This is a genomic window from Chryseobacterium gallinarum (assembly GCF_001021975.1).
In the GTDB taxonomy this organism is placed as follows: domain Bacteria; phylum Bacteroidota; class Bacteroidia; order Flavobacteriales; family Weeksellaceae; genus Chryseobacterium; species Chryseobacterium gallinarum.
In genome coordinates, this window is sequence record NZ_CP009928.1 from 1517146 (window position 1) to 1540749 (window position 23604).

Sequence of the window (23604 nt, forward strand, 5' to 3'; positions counted from 1 at the left end):
GACAGAATTTTTTATATTCAGACCCAATGTATTATGTCCAAATTTTTGAGACTGACCCAAAAGAAATCCCGAGTCTTTCCGGAATAGCTGACACTGGGAAATAAAAAAACCGCTTAACGGATTAAGCGGTTTATATATGTTGTTTTGCTTTGATATTACTTTTTCAGAATTCAGGTGAAAAAGCAATGACAATCAATTAATGATGATGTCCGTGATCGTGGATAAAAGGCCCGTTCCCTTTAGGCTGGTTATAAATAACCTCTACCCCTTCCTGCTCATAGATGTTCTTTCTTCTGATATCTTCAGGATCGAAAGGCTTCACTTTTCCGAAGTACTCTTTCAAACCTTCTGTTAACCACATTGGGATTACTAATCCGAAGAACATGAAAATACACCAGAATCCTACTAAGAACATCGTAATGAAGAATATAGTCCATAGGAACTGGTAGAACGGCCAAAATGCTGATAAAATCGTTATCATTCTCTTAAAGATTTTAGGCAAAAATAGAACTTTTTTCTTTTTTACACAAAAGATACAGGACCTATTTTTTAATTTATTTTAATTCTATATAGGTTTAAGGCTATTAGTGAGCAAGATCAGCAAAGAAATCATTTCCTTTATCATCTGTAATAATGAATGCAGGGAAGTCTCTGACTTCAATTTTCCTTACGGCTTCCATACCTAATTCCGGAAAATCTACAACATCTACAGATACAATATTGTCTTTAGCAAGAATGGCAGCCGGGCCCCCGATGGATCCCAGATAGAAACCTCCGTATTTATTGCACGCCTCCGTAACCTCTTTGCTTCTGTTTCCTTTTGCAAGCATGATCATACTTCCGCCATGGCTCTGGAATTCATCCACATACACATCCATTCTTCCTGCCGTAGTAGGCCCGAAGCTTCCTGAAGCCATTCCTTCCGGAGTTTTTGCCGGCCCTGCATAATAAATCGGGTGATTTTTGAAATATTCAGGCATGGGTTTACCACTATCAATAATTTCTTTGATTTTTGCGTGGGCAATATCTCTGGCAACAATCAGGGTTCCGTTCAGCTTTAGCCTTGTTTTGATCGGATATTTTGAAAGTTCTGCCAGAATCTCAGGCATTGGTTTATTGAGATTAATCTCAACCGCCTCTTCCAGGTGTGGCGGAGTAGCAGGCAGGAATCTTTTTGGGTCCTGCTCCAGTTGCTCAAGGAAAATACCCTCTTTGGTAATCTTTCCTTTGATATTTCTATCTGCAGAACAGGAAACGCCCATTCCTACCGGGCAGGAAGCGGCATGTCTCGGAAGTCTGATGACCCTTACATCGTGAGTCAGGTATTTACCCCCAAACTGTGCTCCGATTGCACTTTCCTGGCAGATTTTCTGAACTCTTGCTTCCCATTCAAGGTCTCTGAACGCTTGTCCTGCCTCATTTCCTTCCGTTGGAAGATTATCATAATATTTTGCCGAAGCTTTCTTTACTGCTGCAAGATTGGCCTCTGCTGAAGTACCTCCGATAACCAGTGCAAGATGGTATGGCGGGCACGCTGCTGTTCCCAGATCCGAAATTTTTTCCCTGATAAATTCTTCTAGGGATTTTTCGTTCAATAAAGATTTTGTCTTTTGATATAAGAATGTTTTATTGGCAGAACCTCCTCCTTTCGTTAAGAATAAAAACTCATAATAATCACCTTTTTTAGCATAGATATCAATCTGTGCCGGAAGATTTGATCCTGAGTTCTTCTCATCGAACATGGTTAAAGGAACAACCTGGGAATATCTCAGATTTCTTTTTTGGTATGTATTGTAGATTCCTTTACTAAGGTATTCTCCATCATCAACTCCCGTGTAAACATCTTCTCCTTTTTTACCCATAACAATGGCAGTTCCTGTATCCTGGCAGGAAGGAAGTGCTCCTTCAGCCGCTACAGCTGCATTTTGCAACAGGTTATAGGCAACGAATCTGTCATTATCAGTAGCTTCAGGATCATCAATAATTCTTCTGAGACTTTCTAAGTGTGAAGAACGCAACATGAAAGAGACGTCAGCCATCGCTTCTTCGGCCAATAGTTCCAATCCTTTTGGATCAACCGTTAAGATTTCTCTGTCTCCCAGTTTTTCAACTTTTACATAATCTGATGTAAGCTTTTTATACACCGTATCATCTTTCTGAATTGGATACGGATCCTGATATCTAAATTCCATTCAATTTTTTGTTTGCACAAAAATACGGCTTCCATTAAAAAAATATGAGTAAAATCAGTCATTAAAATCGATATTTATAATGATTATAAATTGCAGAATTCTGAGTTTATAAGTACCTTTATTCGAGCTAAATAAATCAGGCTATAAAGTATTTACCGCTTAAGGTTTTTTTAAGATTCAGATACTAACTGCTGATAAGGATACAGGTTTTTGAAATCTTCGGTCTCTTATCCATGAGCAATTGCAGAATGATTTTAACCTCTAAGTGCCGTAAATAATAAAACAGATTATAAAATTCCATCACAATGAATTACAGAATAGAAAAAGACACCATGGGAGAAGTGCAGGTCCCTGCAGACAAACTTTGGGGTGCACAGACGGAGCGTTCCAGAAATAATTTTAAAATCGGTCCTGAAGGCTCCATGCCTCACGAGATTATTGAAGCTTTTGCCTATCTGAAAAAAGCGGCGGCTTATACCAATACGGACTTGGGTGTGCTTCCTGCTGAGAAAAGGGATATGATTGCCAAAGTTTGCGATGAAATTCTGGAAGGAAAGCTTAATGATCAGTTTCCTTTGGTCATCTGGCAGACAGGTTCCGGAACTCAATCCAACATGAATGTCAATGAAGTCATTTCAAATAAGGCTCACATCAATAATGGCGGGACTTTAGGCGAAAAATCAGAAATCCATCCGAACGATGATGTCAATAAATCCCAGTCTTCCAATGACACCTATCCTACAGCCATGCATATTGCTGCTTATAAAAAAGTGGTGGAAATAACAATTCCGGCAGTAGAAAAATTAAAAAATACCTTAGCTGAAAAATCTAAGGCATTCAAAGATGTTGTAAAAATCGGAAGAACCCACCTTATGGATGCTACTCCTCTTACGCTTGGCCAGGAATTTTCAGGCTATGTGGCACAATTGGAATTCGGTCTGAGGGCTTTAAGAAATACTTTACCTCATCTTTCTGAACTGGCATTGGGAGGAACTGCCGTAGGAACCGGTCTGAATACCCCAAACGGATATGATGTAAAAGTAGCTGAATACATTGCTAAGTTTACCAGTCACCCTTTTGTAACAGCAGAAAATAAATTTGAAGCGCTTGCTGCCCATGATGCTATTGTAGAAACCCACGGAGCCTTAAAACAGCTTGCCGTTTCTTTATATAAAATTGCACAGGATATCAGATTACTGGCTTCAGGTCCACGTTCAGGAATCGGGGAAATCTACATTCCTGAAAATGAGCCGGGATCATCCATTATGCCAGGTAAAGTGAACCCTACTCAAAACGAAGCAATGACGATGGTCTGCGCCCAGGTTCTGGGAAATGACACGACTATTTCTTTTGCGGGAACACAAGGAAATTATGAGTTGAACGTATTCAAACCTGTAATGGCTTATAATTTCCTGCAGTCTGCCCAGCTGATTGCCGATGCCTGCATTTCATTCAATGACCATTGTGCGGTAGGAATTGAACCGAATCACGAGAGGATTAAAGAACTGGTGGATAAGTCTTTAATGCTGGTAACTGCTTTAAACACTCATATCGGATATGAAAATGCAGCAAAAATTGCTAAAACGGCTCATAAAAACGGGACCACATTAAAAGAGGAAGCCATCAATCTTGGCTTTTTAACTGCTGAACAATTTGATCAGTGGGTAAAACCTGAGGATATGGTGGGCAGCTTGAAATAATACACCTAATTTTATTCATAGACTTATAGAAAAACTCCGGGAATATTCCGGAGTTTTTTACTGATCATAAATTATTTAATCACATTCATTCTGAAAGTTCGGTACTTATGAGGGTTCCGGTCCGGAGGAAACCTGCTCAGCAAAATAATGCTCCAGTTCTTTCAGGGTTTCCGGATTTGTCTGAATATCTTTTACCATCAATCCTTTATTTACCACTACAATCCTGTTGCAGACTTCTGTAGTATGGGACAAATCATGGCTGGAAATAAGAAAAGTAACGCCCTCCTGCTTAGCTAATTCCTTGATTAAATTCTTAAGCTTGATCTGTGTAGATGGGTCCAGATTGGCAAAAGGTTCATCAAGGATAATAATTTCGGGGTTCCCGATAATTGCCCCTACAATACCTACCTTTTTCTGGTTTCCTTTCGACAGGTCACGGATATATTTTCCGGATGCCAAAATCTCCCCGTTGAAGAAATCATGGAAAGGTTTCAGGAATTCATCCACAGAGGCTTTATTTTGCCCCCTCAATTCTCCGATAAAATAAAAATATTCTTCAGGAGTCAGGTATCCGATTAAGAAAGTATCATCTACAAAAGCGGAAACCTTGTTTTTCCATTCTTCGGATTCATTCACTTTAATTCCGTCAATACTTACTGAACCTGTTGTTGCCTGGATCAGATCCAGCATCAGGCTGAACAGAGTTGTCTTTCCGGCTCCGTTATTTCCTACAAGGCCAAATGTTTCCCCGCCCGGTATATCAAGGTGTTCAATATTAAGAACCGTCGCCGGTCCGTAGGTTTTGGTTAAATTATGTATACTGATCATGGCTTAACTTTTATTTTTGAACGCATCCAGCGTACTGTATTTTTCTTTTTTATAATGTTTTACAATAATGTCGAAAATCTTTTCCCTGATAATAAACCCGGCTAACCCCAGAATGGCAATACACACGACACCGGCAGTGATTCCAAAGAAATATTTGGTGACAGCAAAAGCCGCCATAGGAAGTAACATTTTAGGAATCAGCAGAAGCAGGGCGACTAAATTAAAGCTTCCTTTCTGCCCTATTCTTTTTTCTTTTGAATTAAGATCGATCTGGGTTTTATTGAAGGCGCCTGACCAAAGGGTAAACTGAGAATTGACACCAATATTATACAATCCTGCCGCCAAAAAGGTGATATATAACTCCCATCCGAAGTAAACGTAAATTAATGCAATAATAATGGAAGCCCCTGTCACAATATTCATCAGCCACCATTTTGCTTTTAGATATTCCTTATAAGGGACATTCAGGGTCATCATCAATGGGTAGTACGAACTGTCAAAGGCGGGCACCCTCTGCCCAAACAGGAACTGAAATCCTCCTGTTACAAATAACCCCATAAACATCATCATTGCCGGAGTTTTGTATAGTGGAGAAGTAAACATCAGAAGCCCGTAGAAAAGAAACATAAAACTCCCCATGAGAATTCCTTTGGTAACCTTGTTTCGTCTTAACATCTTAATATCATTATTAATAAATGTTCCTATAGCCCCATATTTGTTTAAAAAGGCAATATTTTCTGTTTTTCCCTCTGTTTTCTTTGCTTCAAGGCCCTCGTCCAGGTAAAATGACCGGCGTACATACCTGAAACACAACACCCAAAGCGCTACAAACAACGCAAGAGCGAGTAAAGAAAAGTAAGGACGCTCATAAAAACTATAGAAAACAGATTCCGAATAGGAAAGCACCGGAATAATATGATAATAACCTAATCCTCCGATAAGAGCAAAAACAATTGCAACAATGAGAGCTACGGTCTCTTTTCCGTTAAAAAAGATATTGATGAAATTATTAAGATAGAGCAGGGAAGACACTCCTACAAACCATGCCAGCACTCCGGGAATACTATATCCGTTGAATAAAGCAATTATAGAAAAGGTAATAAAGAAGAGAGAAATCAGCCAGCTGAAAGCGGAAAGGAAAGTCTTGCCCAGCATATAATTGACCAGAGTATTCTTTCTGATATTCATCGTAAGAAACGGCTTTATATTCTGCGTAGGAATCTCCTGCCAGAGATATTTAATGACTAAATCGATAATCCAGGCGATAATCAGGAATTTTGAAACGATCTTTAAGGGATCCTGATGCATTTCTTCCTGTACATAGAAAAAAGCGAGAAATGCGCCTCCTACCAGGCACCCCATAAAGTATAGAATCCCTATAAAACGGAAAATTTTCATGGCAAGATTAACTCCTAAAGAGGTTCCCCTGAAGAAGCTCCTGATCTCCAGCCTTAAAAGCTTTAGAAACATATGTTAGTTTTTTTACATTAGTAAAGATAATGTATAAAATGTTACTTAATTTACATAAAAAAAGATCTTTTTAATAAAAAAAATAAATTATTTTTAATCTTTAAATATGGAGCTTGAGACTTCTTATTCAAAACTCAAGGTTTAAATTTGCCACGATTTAAGACAGATCATAGCTTTAATGATATTTTAGATTATTGCCTCGTTAAATGAATTATTTTATTATCAGGCATTGTTGTTTTAAAATTGCTGCAATCCTGTGTAACTATATCATTATCCGGGTGAAAATTAATTCCCATTTGATTAGGTGTTTCCGGCTTTATCCACATATACGTATTTCCATAGTCTATACATCCTGATTTATCGCCTGTAAAAAACATAACATACGCTTTTAGATTCTTTTGAAAATTAAATCCTGTAAATTTAGTCTCACCGTCTGTCCGATCAAAATTATTATATTCTACAACTCCATTGGAATTAGTTATTTTGACTCTTCCTATTAACATATCCCATTTTTGGGTTTCTCCCACATTTTCTTTTTTGATAAAATTAAATTCATAATTTTTACCATCACTGTTTCCTTTCCATGTACCAACATATTTATTCAGGGAGTTATTAATATCTTTTACATAAGAGGCATTTGGACAATTTTCAAACTGATTACACTGTGCCATTGTTTCGAGAGATACTGTTTGTCCTATACAGCCTGTAAAAACAGCAAGGCATATAATACTTAAAATATTTTTCATCTTTTTTTCATTTAAGAAGAAGAAAGAAATATCCCAGATTTCACCCGGGATATTTACGTTATTGCCTTGTTAAATGGATAACTTTATTGTCTGGCAAAGTTGTCTTAAAGTTACTACAATCCTGAGTCACAATATCATTGTCCGGATGAAAATTAATACTCATTTGATTTGGAGTTTCTGGTTTTATCCGTACATATGCATATCCATAGTCTATACATCCTACCTTATCACCAGAGAAGTCCATTAAATACGCTTTTAAATCTTTCTGAAAATTGAAACCAGTAAATCTGGTTCCTGTGTCAGGTTTATTAAAATTATCGTATTCTACAACACCATTAGCGTTTGTTATTTTTACCCTTCCAATAAGCATGTCCCATTTCTGATTTTCTCCCATATTTTCTTTTTTGATAAAATTAAATTCATAATTTTTACCATCCCTGTTTCCTTTCCATGTACCAACATATTTATTCAGGGAGTTATTAATATCTTTTACATAAGAGGCATTTGGACAATTTTCAAACTGATTACACTGCGCCATTGTTTCGAGAGATACTGTTTGTCCTATACAGCCTGTAAAAACAGCAAGGCATATAATACTTAAAATATTTTTCATCTTTTTAGTTAAGGATAAGAAACGAGACCGCCTCACAACTCGTGAAAACGGCCTTTTTTGTGAAATTTTCATGTATCCCTGTATGAGAAAGGTTTTCGTTTAAACGATTCTCAACCCACATCATCTAGTTGTGATACACTTTCATATTATTGTTTTGTCAGTATTATTTCTTCAGGTAGTGCTTGAGGGAAAGGTGTAGTATTATAATACTGACAATCTGTTGTGATCATATTACGCCCTTTATTAAGTTTCCAATTAAGTCTTGTCTTAGTTGAATCTGTAAAATTAATGGCTATACCTCCAGTAATATTACAAAGGTCTGGATCAACATAAATAAGAGAATACTTATCCCCATATCTTCTAAAACTAACTCCTTTTATTTTGGCATTATCATCAGATAAATTAGAGTTATCATATAAGATGTTATTATTAGAATCCAATACTTTAAACTTTCCAACTAGATAATCTCTATATCGCTTAAAGTCTGCATCATACTTATGGGTTATTTTTTTTAAAGTTATAACAATCGACTTGTTACCCCAAGTCCCTTTCCAAGTTCCTTCGTAATTTTGAAGTTCATTATTAGTATCTTTTTCATAAGAATTTTCCGGAAGATCAACTTCTACTGGTCTAAGGGAATAGACTTGTTGTGCTTTACAAGATAATGAAGCAACCAGCATAAATAAAATAATATTTTTCATAACTATTTTTTAAAATTAAGGACATTTTATTGATTCAACAGTATTTTTATCTGATCCTAATGTTAGTTTTTCAGCGGAAGCTGCAACTGTATTTGTTTTAAATAATTCTAAACCCTCAATTTTTACTTTTTCTTCTAAAAACTGTACAAATATTTTTTCAATAAGTGAAGGTTTACTAAGATCACTCTCAGTTAATCGTTCGTATTTATCAGTATACCATTTATTCCAACTTGCTAAAGTATTAGGTCCTACACCGTAATTTCCATCTCCTGAATATTTAAGCATATAATTCCCCTGTGAAGTTATAACCATTGCGTAAGCGTCTTCCATAGTACCTTTTTGTTCAGCATTTCTCACACACCCTGTAAGAAAAGTAAAAATGTCTGCAGGCGAAAATATTTTGACAACGCCTTCTTTATTGAGATGTACATGCATATACCCAAAATATTTATTGCCAGGAGGTAATTTTAGATTATCATTATCTGTATTAGCAAGTGATTCATAGCTTGTCTTAGGTCCATAAGCTGCTGCATATCCTGTTTCTTGATTCTTATTAAAAATAGCAGGTTTGTCCAACTCAATAACTTTATCTTTAAAATCTATATTCATTGCTTGTCTTTTTAATGTTCCGCAATTGTCAAAAAACTGTTGGTCTTGACTACTTCCTGGGTAAGAATAGCCGTCACCGCCTCCGCCTCCACTATCACCACCGCTTCCACTGCCACACGAAGAATTAAGACTTAAATCTGTACAATCTAAATAAGGGCCAACTGGAGAACAGCGTGTTTCTGTAAAATGATCTATTTGCAGAACTTCACCGGTTACCGTGTCTGTCCAGGTTACCGTTTTTGTAATGGTAATACATGCTGACCTGGCCTGAGGATCCTTCGATGTTTCTTTAAGGCTTCCGGAAAGGTTTTTCCTATCTTTAAACATCAGGATTTCAAAAAATTTTTTCGATTTTTCGTTGGGATCTGTCTTAAAATAAACTCTGTTTCCCTCCCTTTTTACAACAAGAGTAAAATATATTTTCCCGTTTTTGATAACAGGTACTTCCAGAAGGCTTTCTTCACCCGTCGTTAACGCATAGTTCCAGGCTACTTCCCCATGTTTGTTTTTGAAATATTCCGGGTCTGCATTGGCCTCAAATATCTTTTTGACGTTTTTAATATATTTTTCGTCTTCTTTCCAGAGACTTTTAGAAGTGTATTCCTTTGTCAGATACGATGCTTCCGATTCAGCTGTTGTTTCATCGTGCATGCAGGAATACAAAAACAAGCTAATTACAGCCAGCAACAGCATTTTAAGCCTTAAATGTTTTTTCATACTATTGTGATTTTTTTATTATTCCAAAGTAACTATTTTTTTCCTACACCACAATAGATTTTTTTATTCGTCTTTATTCGGTTATATTCGAATAATTTCAACATTTGTAAAAAATGCGTTATGGTAAAGGAAAAGCTAATCAGAAAAAGAAACGAAAAAACATTCACCCAAAAAGACCTGGCAGAATATCTTAACATCAGCCAGACCCAATACAGCAGAAAAGAGAAAGGAGAGGTAGAAATTTCTGATGAATGGGAAAGAATTTCAAAATTATTGGAAACAAACGTTGAAGAGATAAGAGAAACTGATCCAAACAAAAATATTACTAATTATTTCGAAAATACTATTACCAGCAATAATGGAAGCATTAGCGGTAACTATTATTGTAATGTTCCCGAATTTTTGCTGGAAAGTCAAAAAGAATTCATTGAAATGCTAAAAAAGGAAATCCAGCAGAAAGATGCAGAGATAGAGATCCTGAAAAAAAGAATTAATGAATTAAAACAGTAATTCTTGAAAATTAAACTTCAGGGGGTTGGCTTCTAATCAAACGGAACTAAATCCATAGCAAATACATGTTTTCAGCCAATTAACTCTTTTGCCTGCGCTAAAGCCGCTTCTGTAATTTTACTTCCGGAAAGCAATTGGGCAATCTCATGGAGTTTTTCCTCCTCACTCAAAGGAATGATGGTAGATTGCGTTCTCCCTGAAACGTCCTGTTTTACTACTTTGTAATTATCATTTCCTTTAGCCGCCACCTGTGCGAGGTGAGAAATAACAATAAGCTGCATATCCTCAGACATTTCCCTCATCAGGATACCGATTTCTTCGGCCACCTTTCCCGAAACTCCGGTATCAATCTCATCCAGGATAAGGGTTGGCAGCTCATCACTTTCCGCAATAATTTTCTTTACGGCAAGCATTACCCTTGATCTTTCTCCTCCTGAGATCGCAGTCTGGATAGGTTTCAGGGGAAATCCGGAATTGGCCTGGAACAACAGCTGAATATTCTCTTTGCCGAATGCATTAAACTCCTGAATATCCTGTAGCTCAATATCCACCCTGGCTTTTTCAAGACCTAATTTTTTAAGCAGGTTTTCCGCTTTTTTTATAAAAACAGGAATATTCTTTTTCCTGTTCTTTGAAAGCTTCCCGGCAAGTTCCTGAAGCTCCTTTTCCTTTTTAGAAATATTGTCCTGCGTTTCAGCAATCTGTGCCTCCAGTTCGGAAGCCCCTTTCTGATCTCCTGACAGCTGGTTCCTGACCTCAATCAGTTCACCGATATCTGAAACATTGTGCTTTAAGAATAAAGCATTGATTTTATTATTAAGCTCTGTAAGAATGATCAGGTTTTCCGGATTGATTTCTACCTTTTCCGCCTCATGCTCAAGTTCGGAAATCATATCTTTCAATTCCACGAATGAAGTTTCAAATCTTTCATTAAGCTCCGCAAAACCTGTGGAAACTTCAGCTATTTTTGATAACTTACTTCTGGCCTCATTAAAAAAAGAAAGAATCCCGATTTCTTCCTGATGGAACCTTGACAGGATCTGTCCTATATTTTCCGAAATCATCCCTGCATTTTCCTGGATAGACAATTGATTCTGGACATCTTCGTAGTCCACATCATCAAGCTTCAGTTCTTCCAGTTCATTCAACAGAAATTCTTTATAGTCACTTTCTTTATTAACTTCTGAAAGCTGTGTCTGCAATTTTTTAAGAAGCACCTTCAGGTTCTGAAACTCTGAGAATTCCTGCTGGTAGTCTTCAATAGCCTTTTTATTCCCGGAAAGTCCATCTATAATTTTAAACTGGTATTCAGAAGTAAAAAGATTGGATGTTTCAAACTGGGAATGAATATCAATCAGCTGTGAAGATAGTTCTTTTAGTACGTCCAATGTTACAGGAACATCATTAATGAATGCTCTTGATTTTCCGGAAGGTAGTATTTCCCTTCGGATAATGGTCTGAAGCTCATAGTCCAGATCATTTTCAATGAAAAACTTTTTAAATTGGTTATTTAATGCAAATTCTGTTTCTACAATACTCTTTTCTTCTGCTTTTGAAATAGATTTTACATCTGCCCTTTCGCCCAAAATAAGCCTCAGGGCTCCTAAAATAATAGATTTTCCTGCTCCTGTTTCACCGGTTATAACCTGCAAACCATTTTTCAGTGATACTTCAAGGGTATCAATCAGGGCAAAATTTTTAATATAAATTCTCGAGAGCATGGATCAATAGCGGTTACTTTAAGTAATGCAAATATAAAACTTTAGGATTCAGTATTCAACAGAAGAAAGCTTACACTTTATGTTTTCCACTTATTCCACTTATTATCAATATTTTTCGGGGAAAGGATAATCATTTGCTGCTTCAGGTCATTCAGAATAATTCCTCCATTGTTTCCTGAATTGAAAATATTGAAAATTTCGTCACTTTTATTATCCATAAACAGGTTGAAGAAATAGCTTTGCTGGAATGAATTTTCATACATTTTAAGCTGCATCAGCGCGTCAAAGATAACTTTCTTTGCAGAAGTCTGGTCCTGGTTAAAAAGATTATCCAATCCTGCCCTGTGGTAGGTGTAAATGGTAGATCTCAACTGGTTCCAGTTAGGATTGATGATTTCATTAATCAATATGGTACGGCTTCTTGGCTCATTGATAGTATTCCAGCCTTCATAATTTCTATTTTGAGAGTTCTGGGCAATCTGCTGTGCCTTTGCAAACCACTGTGATCCTCCCATTGCCTGGAAGCTATCGGCATCATAGCCTAAAATCAGATAAATATAAAAACTGATGACATCTGTAAGGTTTTTCCCCGAGAATTGTCTCTCGTTAAATATAAGGTTTTCATTTTCCACATATTCAAAAGACAATCTTTGATCCTGGAGGTTTACCAAAGGAGATTCATAAGTGGTATTATATACAGGACGTACCGCCTGAACAACAATTGATCCTTTAAATCTATTTCCGTCTCTTTCAGAGATAACAAGGGCAAAACCACATTTGATTTTTTCAAAGTTCTGGAGTTTTTTCCCCGTCCAGCTTGTATTATTGATAAAATCTTTAAGACTTTTTTCCAATGCTTTAAAAGCTTGCTGGTTACTTCCTCCTAGTTGTTGGGAATTTACCTGTACAGTAGCCAGCAGCTCCTGGGAGAAGCTAAGGTTGTATATAAAAAACAGAAAAAATAAACTGATAATTTTTTTCATATGGAGATACTTATTGTTTTTTAAAGGTCAAATGTAATCGCTTCACCTTCATAGATATTGGCTTTTGTGAATCATAACGACTTCATTGTCTATTAAAAATTGAGAACGGAAATTTATTAAAATTATTTCAAAAGTTGAGCTTCAACAAAATCGAGAATATCTTTGGCTACTTCGTCTTTAGACTTCAGATCAAATTCTTTCTCATCCGTCCTGGTAAATATTTTGATTTTATTGGTATCATTTTTAAATCCTGCGCCTTCGTCACGCAAAGAATTTAAAACAATCATATCCAGATTTTTCTTTTCAAGTTTTCCTTTGGCATTTTCTTCTTCATTTTGAGTTTCCAGTGCAAATCCCACTAAAAACTGATGGGTTTTCTTATCTCCCATCGTTTTAAGAATATCCGGGTTTTTAACCAGTTCAATGGTTAGATGTTCATCATTTTTCTTAATTTTTTCCTTCGCAATCTCTTTCGGAGCATAATCTGCAACGGCCGCACTGGCAATTCCTATATCTATTCTGTCATAAAATTCAAATACTTTAGCCAACATCTCTTTGGCGGAAGTCACTTTATGTACTGCTATACTTTTATCATGAACGGTCTGAGAACCAGGCCCTGAAATCAGGATTACCTTTGCCCCTCTTTTTGAAGCTTCTTCTGCTAATGAATAGCCCATTTTTCCTGAAGAATGATTCCCGATAAACCTTACCGGATCAATTGCTTCATAAGTAGGCCCCGCAGTAATTAAAACCGTTTTTCCTTCAAGGCTTTTTAAAGGAATTCCAGATGCAAAATAGTTCTCAACCGCAGCTAAGATCGTTGCCGGCTCTGCCATTCTTCCCTGTCCCACCAAACCACTTGCCAGTTCACCCTTTTCTGCCGGAATAACCCTGTGCCCGAAATGCTCCGCAAGTTCCAGGTTTTTCTTCGTTGAAGGATGTACATACATATCCAGGTCCATAGCAGGAGCGATAAATACCGGGCACTTTGCAGACATATAGGTTGCAATAACCAGATTATCACACATTCCGTTCACCATTTTAGACAATGTATTGGCAGTACAGGGAGCCACAATCATCACATCAGCCCATAAAGCGAGCTCCACATGGCTGTTCCAGCTACCATTATCACCATAAAAATCTGAATAAACAGGTTTCTTGGATAAGGTAGACAGGCTTAATTTCGTTACAAAATGTTCTGCATCGGAAGTCATGATTACCTGTACTTCGGCACCTTTCTTTACAAAATCCCTGATCAGAAAGTGAATTTTGTACGCTGCAATTCCTCCGGAAACTGCGATAAGTATCTTTTTACCGGAAACACTCATTTAGTTTTAATTTTTGAAATACTAAAATACTTATTTTTTCCCACAATCAGGCTTTAAACAACAAAGGTCATAAAAGAGCTTTATTCTTTTATGACCTTGATTTATTAAAGATACAGATGATTATTTTCTATCTTCTGTTTTTCTGAAATAGATATCGTCGTTTAACCATTCTTCAATTGCAATAGAAGTTGGCTTCGGAAGTTTTTCGTAATGTTTAGAGATCTCAATCTGTTCTCTGTTTTCGAAAACCTCTTCTAATGTAGAATTATGAACGGCAAATTCATCCAGCTTGTTGTGAAGTTCCGTACGGATCTCCGCATTGATCTGCTCTGCTCTCTTTCCCATGATAACAATAGCTTCATAGATTGAACCTACTTTATCTTCAATCTTATCTTTATCGTAAGTGATAGTGTTCACTTCTGCTTTTGTATCTTTTACACTCATTTTGAGAAAATTATTTTATTTTAAGATGGCAAATTTACGAATTATCTTTGAATTTTGAAAGTCGCCGCAGGAGGTGGGGTCTTAAGTACTGCACTATCCCTCTGCATCTGCATTGCACGCTTTTCATTATTAATCTGATCTTTCATTTGCTGGTCTGATTTATTTTGCTGAGCAAGTTTTTCAGCTTCTTTTTTCTGTTTTGCATTTAAAGCTGCAATTCTTGCTTCAGTTTGCTTTTTAACAACCGCAAAATTCTGTTTTTCTTTTTCCAGTTTTGCACGCATTTCAAGGGCTGACTTAGCGTAATCTGTATTAGGCAATTCTTTTTCGATCAGCCTGGTATACGTTAAAGCACTTTCAATACGCTCATCTTTAAGGTCATAGACAGATTTTATAGCCAGCTCATAACGGGATTTCATGATATAGTCATAAATCTTTGCGCGCAGTTTTGTGCCTGGAAAATCTTCCAACACGTTTTCCAACGCAACGTTTGCCGCTTTATAATCACCCATTTTGAAATACTGTCTTGCATTCTCATAGGCTTTGAATTCCAATTTATAGGATAGCTCATCAATAAGCTGGGTAATATTCTTTGATCTTTCAGAATTGGGGTAATTGGTCAGGAAATCCTGAAGCTCATTAATGGCTAATTCTGTACTGGACTGATCAAGGTTATAGTCCATAGATCCTTCATAATAACATAGTGCAGACATATAAGCTGCTTCTTCTGCTCTCGGATCTTTAGGGAAATTGACTGCAAAATTCTTAAACTGATGCCCTGCCAGCTTATAGCTTTTGTCATAGTAGTTTGCATAAGCCGTGTTGAAGCCTACATTAGGGAAGTCATCTGTTCCTGCTACCAGGTTGGCAAGCCTATCGTAAAGCGCCAATGCATTCTTCCACTTTTTCTTAGCAAAATTTTCATTAGCTACCTTCAAGATATAATCTTTATCAGCACTCTTCATTGCTCTTTCCTGCTGGCTTACGCATGATGTCACCACCGCTACCGCAAAAAGACCTAAAATATATTTTTTCATATAAAAAATTCAACAGTTTTCGGATTATACAGCCGATTTACTAATTTGCAAAAATATAACTTTTTTGCCAATAGATTTTTTTTTATGAATATTTAACGTAATTTTAGTCTGCAGCGTATCCCAAAATTGCAAAAACACTCAATAAAAGATTCATTCTCACTTTTTTCTCAGCTTCTTTTGCATAAGTTTCTTCATTTTTGCTCGGTACATAAAGCTCATAGAAGTTTTTGTTCCGGATAACAAACAAAGTAGAGCCGATAATCATGGTCAGAATATCTTCAGGCTTTGGAGTAAAAGTGAAAACTCCCGAAGCAACTCCTTTTTTAATCACTTCATCCAGTTTTTTAACAAACAACTGATAGAAATCCAGAAGCTCATCTTTCAGGTTTTCCGTATGACGAAGCTCCTGGGTAACAAACCCATGAAAGTAATTATATTTGAATAGCTGGGAAACAATATATTTAATCATCTCTCTCATCTGCATTTCCGGCTTGCCCTCTTTAATGGTATCTGCAAATTCCGAAAAATTTTCCCTCGTCTTCAATACCCTATACTGGTAGAGATAAGACATCATTTTTTCTTTGGAGCCAAAATAGTAGGATATCATTGCGACGTTGATATTTGCTTTGGAGCAGATATCCCTGACAGAAGTACCTTCATACCCTTTTTTTGCGATCAGTTCCTCCGCAATATCCAGGATGTGGATCTGTTTTTCCGTAAATTTTTTTTTCATAAAGTGCAGTTTGAGTAAAGTTAAGAAATTTTTAACACATTTATAAACGTTTGTTTAATAATTTTATATTAATTCCAAATAATCTTATTTTTGAAAATGGAATTTTTTGATTTTCACCATCATAAAAAATATATCCGGAACGGAATCTATAATCTTGGTTTTGGACAAAGCCCGCCTGATTTCCCTTATTCTATCGGCATTCATCCTCAGGATATTGACATTCATAATGTAGAAAAACAACTGTATTGGATGAAAGACACAATACTTCACAACTGCTTTGCCATTGGAGAGTGCGGCCTGGATTCTCTGGTGCCTGTTGATCAAAAAGTCCAGGAAGAAGTTTTTTTAAGACAGATTGAAATCGCCAACGAGATCAAAAAACCTGTTATTATTCATTGTGTAAGAAAATTCTACGAAGTAATTTCTTTTAAAAAAAAGGCCGAACAGCCTATGATCATTCATGGTTTTAATAAAAAAAGACAAATTGCAGAAGATCTCATTGCCAACAATTTTTACCTGAGTTTTGGAAAAGCTGTTTTGTATCATTTATCTTTGCAGGATATTTTAAAAAGCACTCCCTTAAATAAAATCTTTCTTGAAACTGATAATGAAGACTTTAACATCGGCGAATTGTATCAAAAGGTTTCGGAAATAAAAGGGATTTCTTTGGACAAACTCAATGAACAGATTTTAGAAAATTTACACACTATAAAAAATGGATAAATACTGGCTGGAAAGAACTGAACTTTTGATTAAGGAAGAAGGATTAGAAAAGCTGATCAAAGCAAATGTACTGGTTGTAGGATTAGGCGGGGTAGGTTCTTTTGCAGCAGAGTTCCTCGCAAGGGCCGGAATTGGAAATATGACCATTGTAGATGGTGATACGGTAGATATTACCAATATCAACAGACAGCTTCCTGCTTTGCACTCCACCGTAGGTAAACATAAGGTAGAAGTTGTTGCCGAAAGACTTCTTGATATTAATCCTGATCTTCATTTGGTAAGAATCAATGAATTTCTGAATCCGGAAAGGATGGATGAGATTCTTGATGGGGATAAATTTGATTATGTTCTTGACTGTATCGACAGTGTTACACCCAAAATCTGCCTTATAAAAGCTGCCAGAAAAAGAAAGATCAAAATCGTAAGCTCTATGGGAGCTGGCGGAAAAACTGATCCGAGTATGGTAATGGTTCGCGATATCAGCAAAACCCACAACTGCTTTCTGGCAAAGCAGGTAAGAAAAAGATTAAAAAAGGAAAAAATCAATAAAGGGTTCAGATGTGTATTTTCCAATGAAATTCAAAAGGAAGAAAGTCTGAAAATGACTGACGGAAGTAACTTCAAAAAATCATTTTATGGCACGATCAGTTTTATCCCTGCTATTTTCGGGTTGTATGCCGCTGCTGAAGTGATCAATTATTTAGTGAAAAAAGATTAATGCAGAACTTCAAATACACCAAGGCAGAAAAACTCAAAAAAAATAATGAGATCAGTTTACTTTTCGAAAAAGGTAAATGGAAAACTTCTGGAAATCTAAGAATAATCATTTTAAAAGATAAGCCTGCTCTTCCTGTAGAAAGCAGCAAGTTCGGGGTTTCTGTTTCTAAAAGATATTTTAAAAAAGCGGTTCACAGGAATCGGCTGAAAAGACTTCTGAGAGAATGCTATCGTCTGAATAAAGATCTTTTCAGAACTGCTTTTGGAGAAAAAACGGTTGCCATGTTATTTTGGGTTTCCCCTATAATGCCTCAAAAGTATCAGGATGTGGAAGCACAGTTTATTAAGCTCTGTGAAACACAGAAGAAATAGAGTTCATAGCAACCGATATTCACCCGTAACCTGGGACATTTTTCTCGCCGATTTGCTGATTATGCAGACCTCTAAATCACGCATTACAGCCAGTTTCTCAAGAACTCAAAGCATAAACATCTGTGTAAATCAGTGCCTATCTGTGGTTATTTTCTTGTGATTTATCAAAGATGCACTCATAACTAATTTAATCCATTTTATTCTTATCTCGCCTGTTTTTTGTATTTTTAAGGAAAACAATAAATCTGAAAATTAATATGTTAGATCATGTTCCCTACCTTTCCTATGTACTCAGTGCATTTATCGGAATCGGATTGGCTGCAGCCACCGGATTCAGAGTCTTTCTGCCAATGTTCATTGTGAGCCTTGCTTCTTATTTTCATTGGATTCCTATGAATGATCATTTTGAATGGCTTGCAGGGCTGCCCACCCTTATCACAACAGGAATTGCCACTATTGCAGAAATATTAGCGTATTATATTCCATTTATAGATCACCTGCTGGATACGATTTCTATTCCTATGGCTACTGTTGCAGGATCCGTGTTATTCGCCAGCCAGTTTGCCGATCTGGGAACCTTTCCACAGTGGGCATTGGCGCTGATTGCAGGCGGAGGAACTGCTGCTACAATCAGTTCGGGCTTTGCAGGGATACGTGCGGCGTCTACGGCTACTACCGGTGGGTTGGGGAATTCAGTGGTAGGTACTACGGAAACAGCAGGAGCAGGAATTATGTCTGTGCTGGCAATAGCAATGCCGGTTATTGCAGCAATTTTAACAATCGTTTTACTGGTCCTTGTTATTGTTTTCGGGCGGAAAGTTTGGAACAAATTGCGGGACAATAAAAAAGGCACTGTGTCCTGACAGTACCTTTTTTATCTTAATTTTTACTTCTAAACTCTTTAATCTCCTGAATTCTGGATTTGAAGTGTTCTTTCTTTTCCGGATTTTTGTTGATGAGGATTTCGTATGCTTTTATCGCTTTTGTATACAACTTTTGTTCAAAATAAAGATTAGCCAGTGTTTCTGTCATCAAATGTGAAATATCAGCATTCTTTTCTTTTACAACATAGGTACTTTCCTCTTTAAGCTGGCTTATCCGGGGGTTATTTTCAATAAAGGTTTCAATAGCCTTCTCTTTAATTTCAGCTTTTTCTTTTTCAATTTCTTCCTTTCTGTCAATTTTCAGCCAGTTCTGCCAGGTATTAATAAATCCCGGAACGTTACTGTCTGCTGAAGATTGAGTAACAGTTGTTGCCACAGCTCCTTGCATAGTTTCTTCTTTTTTAGGCACTTCTTTATTTTCTTTTTGCCTTTCTTCAACATTCAGGCTGGATATATCTGTACTAAAGAATGAAACGTTTATGACCGGAGCTTCTTCTTTTGGAGCTTCACCAACGCTTTTCTTTCCAGTATCGTTAATTTCTTCATCTCCTTGATTTCCTTCCATCACGGAGGTTTCTTCAGCTATAGGTAAGGCCTCTTCAACAGGTTCTTCATCATCTGAAGACTGGTTATCCGCATGACTGATTTCTGTTTCCGCAACAGGAGAAATCTGTTCTTCTGAAGTAGCCTGTTTTTCAGTATCAGAAGTCTTTGCTGGCTTATTGAGTAAAGAGTCCGGCACATTGGATTCAAAACTCATTGGTTTCCATCCGGATGGTATCTCCTGTGTATCTGCTTTTTCCTCTTCAGTTGCTGCTGCTTCCCTTTCTACCGGATTTTTATCTCCCTCCCGAATCTCGTCCAATACTTCTTCTTTAATTTCTTCGGTTTTTGGAAATTCTTCTTTTTCAGTTGACCAAAAATGGAAATTCTGAGTTTCGGCAAAGCTGATTTCATGATCAGAAACTACTTCCGGTTCTTCAGTTTTTGCAGAAACTTCGGACCTGGACTCTTTCATTTTTTTCTCAACTTCTTCAATCAGGCGTCTCATCTCTTCCTCGTGTTTGTTTACACTGGATTGAGAAGCAGGGGTTTCTTCAGGGGTTTCTTCATTGTTGGCCTGGATCTTGACATCCGGCATGAAGGCTTCTGTTCCATGGAAACTGAGTTCTGCGTCCGGAGCAACCTCTTGCTGATCTGGACCGGAAATTTCTGCATGCTCATCAGCTAGTTTCTGATCCTGCTGTTTTCCTGTTTCTTCCTCAATATTGATTTCAGGCAACAAGGCTTCTGTTTCATGGAAACTTACCTCATGTTCGTTATTAACTTCTTCAGCTACAGCTTCTGATGATATTTTATCCTCATTAATTATTTTCTCAGGAGTAAAATTCTCGCCTGTATTTTCTTCTGTTTGAGTTTCCCGAATTTCTTCTTCCTTAGTAAAAGATTCTGGTGTATGTACTTTTTGGGTAACTAAAGTCCCGGACTCCAATGTAGATTCTAAATCTATTTTTTCGGAGTTGGTGTCATCCAGGAAATTTTCCTCTCCTTCGAACAATATCCTGTTCCGTTCGCCATTGACATAAATAGATTTCACTTCATGCGAAGCAGGTAAGATACAAAATGCTGTACTGTCTTTTTGTTCTCCTTTATTGAAATCCGGCTCTCTTCTGATAGGAAAACCTTTATCTTTATAGGCGTGCCGGACAGCTGTATCATCTCCTTTGGAAATTTGCTTTTCTTCGGCAGTTTCAGGTTCGGATCTTCGTTGAATGACCCCGTTAATCAGCTGATAAAGGATTTTTTTATCCGTAGTGTAGGCTGCAGTTGTAGACAGTTCTTTCTGATAGTTATCTTTATCATACAAATGCACTCCATACAGATGAAGCGCCCTAATATTCTGAATATAAGGAAAAGTGTGAATCTCTTCTTTCAAAAGATGGAGGTCTTCTGACTGAATATTTTTCGGATTTTTTAATAATTCTAAAACTCTTGGATTCATCTTACCAATTCGCTACAATATCGTTAAATATTTTATTAATAATTCTTTCTGTTACCAATTTCACCTGGGAAGACTCTATATCAGCTTGTGACAAATTACTATTGAATGTTGCCTCATCTGTATACGTCCTGTCAAAGCTGGAATCCGGATGTATTTTATTTTCATAATGCACCTTTACCGTGATGGTCAGCTTATTCTGCGCCTGCTGGATTACTCCTCCCGAAGGGTTGGTCTGGGTATTGGAGCTGATCGTGGTAGGGGAAATGGTATAATCTGAAATTTCTCCTTCAATGAGAATATCAGGATTTTCTTTCGTTCCTTTCAAAGTGGTTCTTTGCAGGAACCTGTTCTGGATATCGGTAGAAAACTGCTGTGATAATGCCGGATTTACAAGGGGTGCATTATTAGGGAATTCATTAATCTGAACCGTTTTCTCATCCGTAAGGGAAGATCCGGTAAAGCTGTAACATGAATGTAAGACACCCAACAAAGCAAAAAGCACCATCATTATAAATGGCTGTTTAAGACTGATATTTTTAATTTTAAAATTCATTTTTAGATCCAATTTCAGTAATTTCATCGTACTCAATTTGTTGAATAGCATCTTCGTAAGCAAAATAATTGGCAGTATATAAAAATGGGATGGTAAGAAAAATACCAATTCCACAAGCGAAAATTCCTACCTGAGATAAAATACCTACAATGAATGAAAAAAGAAAAATCGACAACAGATTTCCTTTGGTCATCACTTTTGAAATATTCCATGCTTCTTTTATATCCTTAATTCCTTTAAGACTGATTAAAGGAACCATGTAAAATGCTTTCAATACAAAATAATAAATAGCCACCACCATTAAAAACAGGTATGGAATAAGAAAAACCATTGCCAGTGGATTATATTCATTATTCTCTGACATAGCTCCCGTTAAAGCCAACACAATAATCAATGGAATGTAAAGTATAAAAACACCGCCCAAAATAATCAACTGTATAATAAAATAAGGCATAAAATCTTTAAAGTCAAAAATCTCCCCTGCACCGGGCTGCTGATTCCTATTAAGCTTATACAGGTATTTATATAAATTTCCCATTGCCAATAACCCGCAAAAAGGAATAATAGACATGATAAGGCATACTAAAAATGCTACAAAAACATTTCCGAAGTCTTTCTTTAAAAGATCAAATCCTTTGTTGATGTATTCTCCAAGCTTAAAATTGATGGGCTTAGGCGCTAAATTTACTTTCATTATTGATGTTGTCTAGTCTTCCAGGTTATACTGTTTTATTTTCCTATATAAAGTTCTCTGTGAAATTCCCAATTCATCTGCCGCCCTGTTCCTGCGGCCCTTATGCTTCTCTAAAGCTTTAATTATCAGATCTTTTTCGTTATTCTGAAGAGATAGAGACTCAGGTCTGTTTTCTTCAACTTCTATATCTTCAACATCTTCATAGCTGTCGTCCTGATTAGAAATAATTGTTGGTGTCTGAACAACCGGCGCATCGTTATTTTTTTCAAAATACAGCAAAGATCCTTGATTCACCTGCGACTGATTCTCAGAAGTATAAATCCTGTTGATAAGGTTTTTCTCATGATTGCTCAGGTCAGCTGTTCCTCTGTTCTTTATCAATTCCGAAGTTAAGGATTTTAAATCATTAATATCATTCCTCATATCAAAGAGAATCTTATACATGATTTCTCTCTCACTTCCAAAATCACTCTGCTTCGCGTTAGCCTGGGAATTCACCACCATAGGAAGATGAGTTTCCATAGGGATATATTCAGCCAGTTTCTCTGCCGTTATATTTCTGTTTCTTTCCACAACGGTCATCTGCTCTACAAGATTTCTCAACTGGCGGACGTTACCCGGAAAAGAATAATTTTCAATATAATGCACTGCACCGGGCTCAAGCTCAAGCTCAGGCATTCTGTATTTTTCTGCAAAATCTATTGCAAATTTCCTGAATAATAAATGAATATCCCCTTTTCTTTCTCTTAAAGGAGGCATATCTATCTGAACAGTATTCAAACGGTAATAGAGATCTTCACGGAATCTCCCATCGTGAATCGCTTTCATCATATTTACATTGGTGGCTGCTACAATTCTCACATTCGTCTTCTGGACTTGTGATGACCCCACTTTCATAAATTCTCCGCTCTCCAATACTCTTAAAAGACGGACCTGCGTCTGTAAGGGCAATTCTCCAACCTCATCCAGAAAGATGGTACCGCCATCAGCTACTTCAAAATATCCTTTTCGGGTTGCTGTAGCTCCTGTAAAAGCTCCTTTTTCATGACCGAATAATTCGGAATCTATGGTACCTTCCGGAATTGCCCCACAGTTAACCACAATATAAGGCTGATGTTTTCTTCTGGATTCGGAATGAATAATCTTTGGAATAAATTCTTTTCCAACTCCACTTTCTCCAATAACTAAGACGGAAATATCTGTAGGAGCTACCTGGATGGATTTTTCCAGAGCTCTGTTAAGTGCCGGAAAGTTTCCGATAATGCCGAAGCGGTTCTTTATGTTTTGTAACTCGTTGCTCATAAGTAAATTTTTGATTATTGATTTA

The 23604-nt window shown here is 36.8% G+C and carries 24 protein-coding genes; 6 read left to right on the forward strand and 18 right to left on the reverse strand.

What is annotated here, in order from left to right:
* Nucleotides 1-196: 196 nt before the first annotated feature.
* Together OK18_RS06775 and OK18_RS06780 are read right to left on the reverse strand one after the other, a co-directional pair.
* Nucleotides 197-481: a hypothetical protein gene (locus OK18_RS06775; protein WP_174441949.1), complete on the reverse strand. Its 285-nt coding sequence runs from the start codon at nt 479-481 to the stop codon at nt 197-199.
* Nucleotides 482-584: 103 nt separating this feature from the next.
* Nucleotides 585-2192 (reverse strand): fumarate hydratase, encoded by a 1608-nt coding sequence (locus tag OK18_RS06780; RefSeq protein WP_050021868.1) that lies wholly within the window; start codon nt 2190-2192, stop codon nt 585-587.
* A gap of 305 nt (nt 2193-2497) precedes the next feature.
* On the opposite strand from OK18_RS06780, the gene fumC reads away from it, so the two are divergent.
* Nucleotides 2498-3892, forward strand: a complete 1395-nt coding sequence (gene fumC, locus OK18_RS06785; protein ID WP_053327526.1) for a class II fumarate hydratase — start codon at nt 2498-2500, stop codon at nt 3890-3892.
* Between the two features lie 105 nt (nt 3893-3997).
* Here the strand turns inward: fumC and OK18_RS06790 are convergent, their stop codons facing one another.
* From OK18_RS06790 to OK18_RS06815, 6 genes are all read right to left on the reverse strand, one after another.
* Nucleotides 3998-4720 (reverse strand): ABC transporter ATP-binding protein, encoded by a 723-nt coding sequence (locus tag OK18_RS06790; RefSeq protein ID WP_053327527.1) that lies wholly within the window; start codon nt 4718-4720, stop codon nt 3998-4000.
* A 3-nt stretch (nt 4721-4723) separates the two neighbouring features.
* The gene (locus OK18_RS06795; protein ID WP_053327528.1) at nt 4724-6190 is read right to left on the reverse strand and encodes a DUF5687 family protein; all 1467 of its coding nucleotides are present in this window, start codon (nt 6188-6190) and stop codon (nt 4724-4726) included.
* A gap of 191 nt (nt 6191-6381) precedes the next feature.
* The gene (locus OK18_RS06800) at nt 6382-6936 is read right to left on the reverse strand and encodes a DUF6705 family protein (RefSeq protein ID WP_156173235.1); all 555 of its coding nucleotides are present in this window, start codon (nt 6934-6936) and stop codon (nt 6382-6384) included.
* Between the two features lie 58 nt (nt 6937-6994).
* Nucleotides 6995-7549, reverse strand: coding sequence for a DUF6705 family protein (locus OK18_RS06805; protein ID WP_156173236.1), 555 nt, complete (start codon nt 7547-7549; stop codon nt 6995-6997).
* 146 nt (nt 7550-7695) lie between these two features.
* Entirely contained in the window at nt 7696-8250 is a 555-nt protein-coding gene (locus tag OK18_RS06810; RefSeq protein WP_053327531.1) for a DUF6705 family protein, read from the reverse strand.
* Between the two features lie 15 nt (nt 8251-8265).
* Nucleotides 8266-9576: a hypothetical protein gene (locus OK18_RS06815; protein ID WP_053327532.1), complete on the reverse strand. Its 1311-nt coding sequence runs from the start codon at nt 9574-9576 to the stop codon at nt 8266-8268.
* Between the two features lie 120 nt (nt 9577-9696).
* Here OK18_RS06815 and OK18_RS06820 point away from each other — a divergent pair, with 120 nt between their 5' ends.
* On the forward strand, nt 9697-10086 hold the full coding sequence (locus tag OK18_RS06820; protein WP_053327533.1) for a helix-turn-helix transcriptional regulator: 390 nt from the start codon (nt 9697-9699) through the stop codon (nt 10084-10086).
* A gap of 71 nt (nt 10087-10157) precedes the next feature.
* Here the strand turns inward: OK18_RS06820 and OK18_RS06825 are convergent, their stop codons facing one another.
* The 6 genes from OK18_RS06825 to OK18_RS06850 form a co-directional block, all read right to left on the reverse strand.
* Nucleotides 10158-11807 carry a DNA repair protein RecN gene (locus tag OK18_RS06825; protein ID WP_053327534.1) on the reverse strand — a complete coding sequence of 550 codons (1650 nt, stop codon included), beginning with the start codon at nt 11805-11807 and terminating at the stop codon, nt 10158-10160.
* 77 nt (nt 11808-11884) lie between these two features.
* Nucleotides 11885-12790, reverse strand: a complete 906-nt coding sequence (porD, locus tag OK18_RS06830; RefSeq protein WP_050021865.1) for a type IX secretion system protein PorD — start codon at nt 12788-12790, stop codon at nt 11885-11887.
* Nucleotides 12791-12912: 122 nt separating this feature from the next.
* The gene (gene coaBC, locus OK18_RS06835) at nt 12913-14118 is read right to left on the reverse strand and encodes a bifunctional phosphopantothenoylcysteine decarboxylase/phosphopantothenate--cysteine ligase CoaBC (RefSeq protein ID WP_050021864.1); all 1206 of its coding nucleotides are present in this window, start codon (nt 14116-14118) and stop codon (nt 12913-12915) included.
* 120 nt (nt 14119-14238) lie between these two features.
* Nucleotides 14239-14562, reverse strand: a complete 324-nt coding sequence (locus tag OK18_RS06840) for a DNA-directed RNA polymerase subunit omega (RefSeq protein ID WP_053327535.1) — start codon at nt 14560-14562, stop codon at nt 14239-14241.
* A 41-nt stretch (nt 14563-14603) separates the two neighbouring features.
* On the reverse strand, nt 14604-15599 hold the full coding sequence (locus OK18_RS06845; RefSeq protein ID WP_053327536.1) for an outer membrane protein assembly factor BamD: 996 nt from the start codon (nt 15597-15599) through the stop codon (nt 14604-14606).
* 103 nt (nt 15600-15702) lie between these two features.
* Entirely contained in the window at nt 15703-16332 is a 630-nt protein-coding gene (locus OK18_RS06850) for a TetR/AcrR family transcriptional regulator (protein ID WP_053327537.1), read from the reverse strand.
* A 96-nt stretch (nt 16333-16428) separates the two neighbouring features.
* Between OK18_RS06850 and OK18_RS06855 the strand changes: the two genes are divergently transcribed.
* From OK18_RS06855 to OK18_RS06870, 4 genes are all read left to right on the forward strand, one after another.
* Nucleotides 16429-17055, forward strand: coding sequence for a TatD family hydrolase (locus OK18_RS06855; RefSeq protein WP_053327538.1), 627 nt, complete (start codon nt 16429-16431; stop codon nt 17053-17055).
* Nucleotides 17048-17773, forward strand: a complete 726-nt coding sequence (locus tag OK18_RS06860) for a tRNA threonylcarbamoyladenosine dehydratase (protein ID WP_050021863.1) — start codon at nt 17048-17050, stop codon at nt 17771-17773. The genes OK18_RS06855 and OK18_RS06860 overlap by 8 nt, the downstream gene beginning before the upstream one ends.
* Nucleotides 17773-18144 carry a ribonuclease P protein component gene (rnpA, locus tag OK18_RS06865; RefSeq protein ID WP_053327539.1) on the forward strand — a complete coding sequence of 124 codons (372 nt, stop codon included), beginning with the start codon at nt 17773-17775 and terminating at the stop codon, nt 18142-18144. Before OK18_RS06860 ends, rnpA begins: the two co-directional genes overlap by 1 nt.
* 257 nt (nt 18145-18401) lie before the next feature.
* Nucleotides 18402-19007: a DUF4126 domain-containing protein gene (locus OK18_RS06870; RefSeq protein WP_050021861.1), complete on the forward strand. Its 606-nt coding sequence runs from the start codon at nt 18402-18404 to the stop codon at nt 19005-19007.
* Nucleotides 19008-19023: 16 nt separating this feature from the next.
* Here the strand turns inward: OK18_RS06870 and OK18_RS06875 are convergent, their stop codons facing one another.
* The 4 genes from OK18_RS06875 to OK18_RS06890 are packed head-to-tail and all read right to left on the reverse strand — an operon-like array spanning nt 19024 to nt 23579.
* The gene (locus OK18_RS06875) at nt 19024-21030 is read right to left on the reverse strand and encodes a hypothetical protein (RefSeq protein WP_053327540.1); all 2007 of its coding nucleotides are present in this window, start codon (nt 21028-21030) and stop codon (nt 19024-19026) included.
* A gap of 1 nt (nt 21031) precedes the next feature.
* Nucleotides 21032-21583, reverse strand: a complete 552-nt coding sequence (locus tag OK18_RS06880; RefSeq protein WP_053329309.1) for an LptE family protein — start codon at nt 21581-21583, stop codon at nt 21032-21034.
* Nucleotides 21573-22277: a DUF4013 domain-containing protein gene (locus OK18_RS06885; protein ID WP_053327541.1), complete on the reverse strand. Its 705-nt coding sequence runs from the start codon at nt 22275-22277 to the stop codon at nt 21573-21575. Before OK18_RS06885 ends, OK18_RS06880 begins: the two co-directional genes overlap by 11 nt.
* Before the next feature lie 12 nt (nt 22278-22289).
* The gene (locus tag OK18_RS06890) at nt 22290-23579 is read right to left on the reverse strand and encodes a sigma-54 interaction domain-containing protein (protein WP_050021857.1); all 1290 of its coding nucleotides are present in this window, start codon (nt 23577-23579) and stop codon (nt 22290-22292) included.
* Nucleotides 23580-23604: the final 25 nt, after the last annotated feature.

Coding starts and splice junctions, on each gene's coding strand:
- OK18_RS06775 (WP_174441949.1), bottom strand. CDS start 481: ATGATAACGATTTTATCAGCATTTTGGCCGTTCTACCAGTTCCTATGG.
- OK18_RS06780 (WP_050021868.1), bottom strand. CDS start 2,192: ATGGAATTTAGATATCAGGATCCGTATCCAATTCAGAAAGATGATACG.
- fumC (WP_053327526.1), top strand. CDS start 2,498: ATGAATTACAGAATAGAAAAAGACACCATGGGAGAAGTGCAGGTCCCT.
- OK18_RS06790 (WP_053327527.1), bottom strand. CDS start 4,720: ATGATCAGTATACATAATTTAACCAAAACCTACGGACCGGCGACGGTT.
- OK18_RS06795 (WP_053327528.1), bottom strand. CDS start 6,190: ATGTTTCTAAAGCTTTTAAGGCTGGAGATCAGGAGCTTCTTCAGGGGA.
- OK18_RS06800 (WP_156173235.1), bottom strand. CDS start 6,936: ATGAAAAATATTTTAAGTATTATATGCCTTGCTGTTTTTACAGGCTGT.
- OK18_RS06805 (WP_156173236.1), bottom strand. CDS start 7,549: ATGAAAAATATTTTAAGTATTATATGCCTTGCTGTTTTTACAGGCTGT.
- OK18_RS06810 (WP_053327531.1), bottom strand. CDS start 8,250: ATGAAAAATATTATTTTATTTATGCTGGTTGCTTCATTATCTTGTAAA.
- OK18_RS06815 (WP_053327532.1), bottom strand. CDS start 9,576: ATGAAAAAACATTTAAGGCTTAAAATGCTGTTGCTGGCTGTAATTAGC.
- OK18_RS06820 (WP_053327533.1), top strand. CDS start 9,697: ATGGTAAAGGAAAAGCTAATCAGAAAAAGAAACGAAAAAACATTCACC.
- OK18_RS06825 (WP_053327534.1), bottom strand. CDS start 11,807: ATGCTCTCGAGAATTTATATTAAAAATTTTGCCCTGATTGATACCCTT.
- porD (WP_050021865.1), bottom strand. CDS start 12,790: ATGAAAAAAATTATCAGTTTATTTTTTCTGTTTTTTATATACAACCTT.
- coaBC (WP_050021864.1), bottom strand. CDS start 14,118: ATGAGTGTTTCCGGTAAAAAGATACTTATCGCAGTTTCCGGAGGAATT.
- OK18_RS06840 (WP_053327535.1), bottom strand. CDS start 14,562: ATGAGTGTAAAAGATACAAAAGCAGAAGTGAACACTATCACTTACGAT.
- OK18_RS06845 (WP_053327536.1), bottom strand. CDS start 15,599: ATGAAAAAATATATTTTAGGTCTTTTTGCGGTAGCGGTGGTGACATCA.
- OK18_RS06850 (WP_053327537.1), bottom strand. CDS start 16,332: ATGAAAAAAAAATTTACGGAAAAACAGATCCACATCCTGGATATTGCG.
- OK18_RS06855 (WP_053327538.1), top strand. CDS start 16,429: ATGGAATTTTTTGATTTTCACCATCATAAAAAATATATCCGGAACGGA.
- OK18_RS06860 (WP_050021863.1), top strand. CDS start 17,048: ATGGATAAATACTGGCTGGAAAGAACTGAACTTTTGATTAAGGAAGAA.
- rnpA (WP_053327539.1), top strand. CDS start 17,773: ATGCAGAACTTCAAATACACCAAGGCAGAAAAACTCAAAAAAAATAAT.
- OK18_RS06870 (WP_050021861.1), top strand. CDS start 18,402: ATGTTAGATCATGTTCCCTACCTTTCCTATGTACTCAGTGCATTTATC.
- OK18_RS06875 (WP_053327540.1), bottom strand. CDS start 21,030: ATGAATCCAAGAGTTTTAGAATTATTAAAAAATCCGAAAAATATTCAG.
- OK18_RS06880 (WP_053329309.1), bottom strand. CDS start 21,583: ATGAATTTTAAAATTAAAAATATCAGTCTTAAACAGCCATTTATAATG.
- OK18_RS06885 (WP_053327541.1), bottom strand. CDS start 22,277: ATGAAAGTAAATTTAGCGCCTAAGCCCATCAATTTTAAGCTTGGAGAA.
- OK18_RS06890 (WP_050021857.1), bottom strand. CDS start 23,579: ATGAGCAACGAGTTACAAAACATAAAGAACCGCTTCGGCATTATCGGA.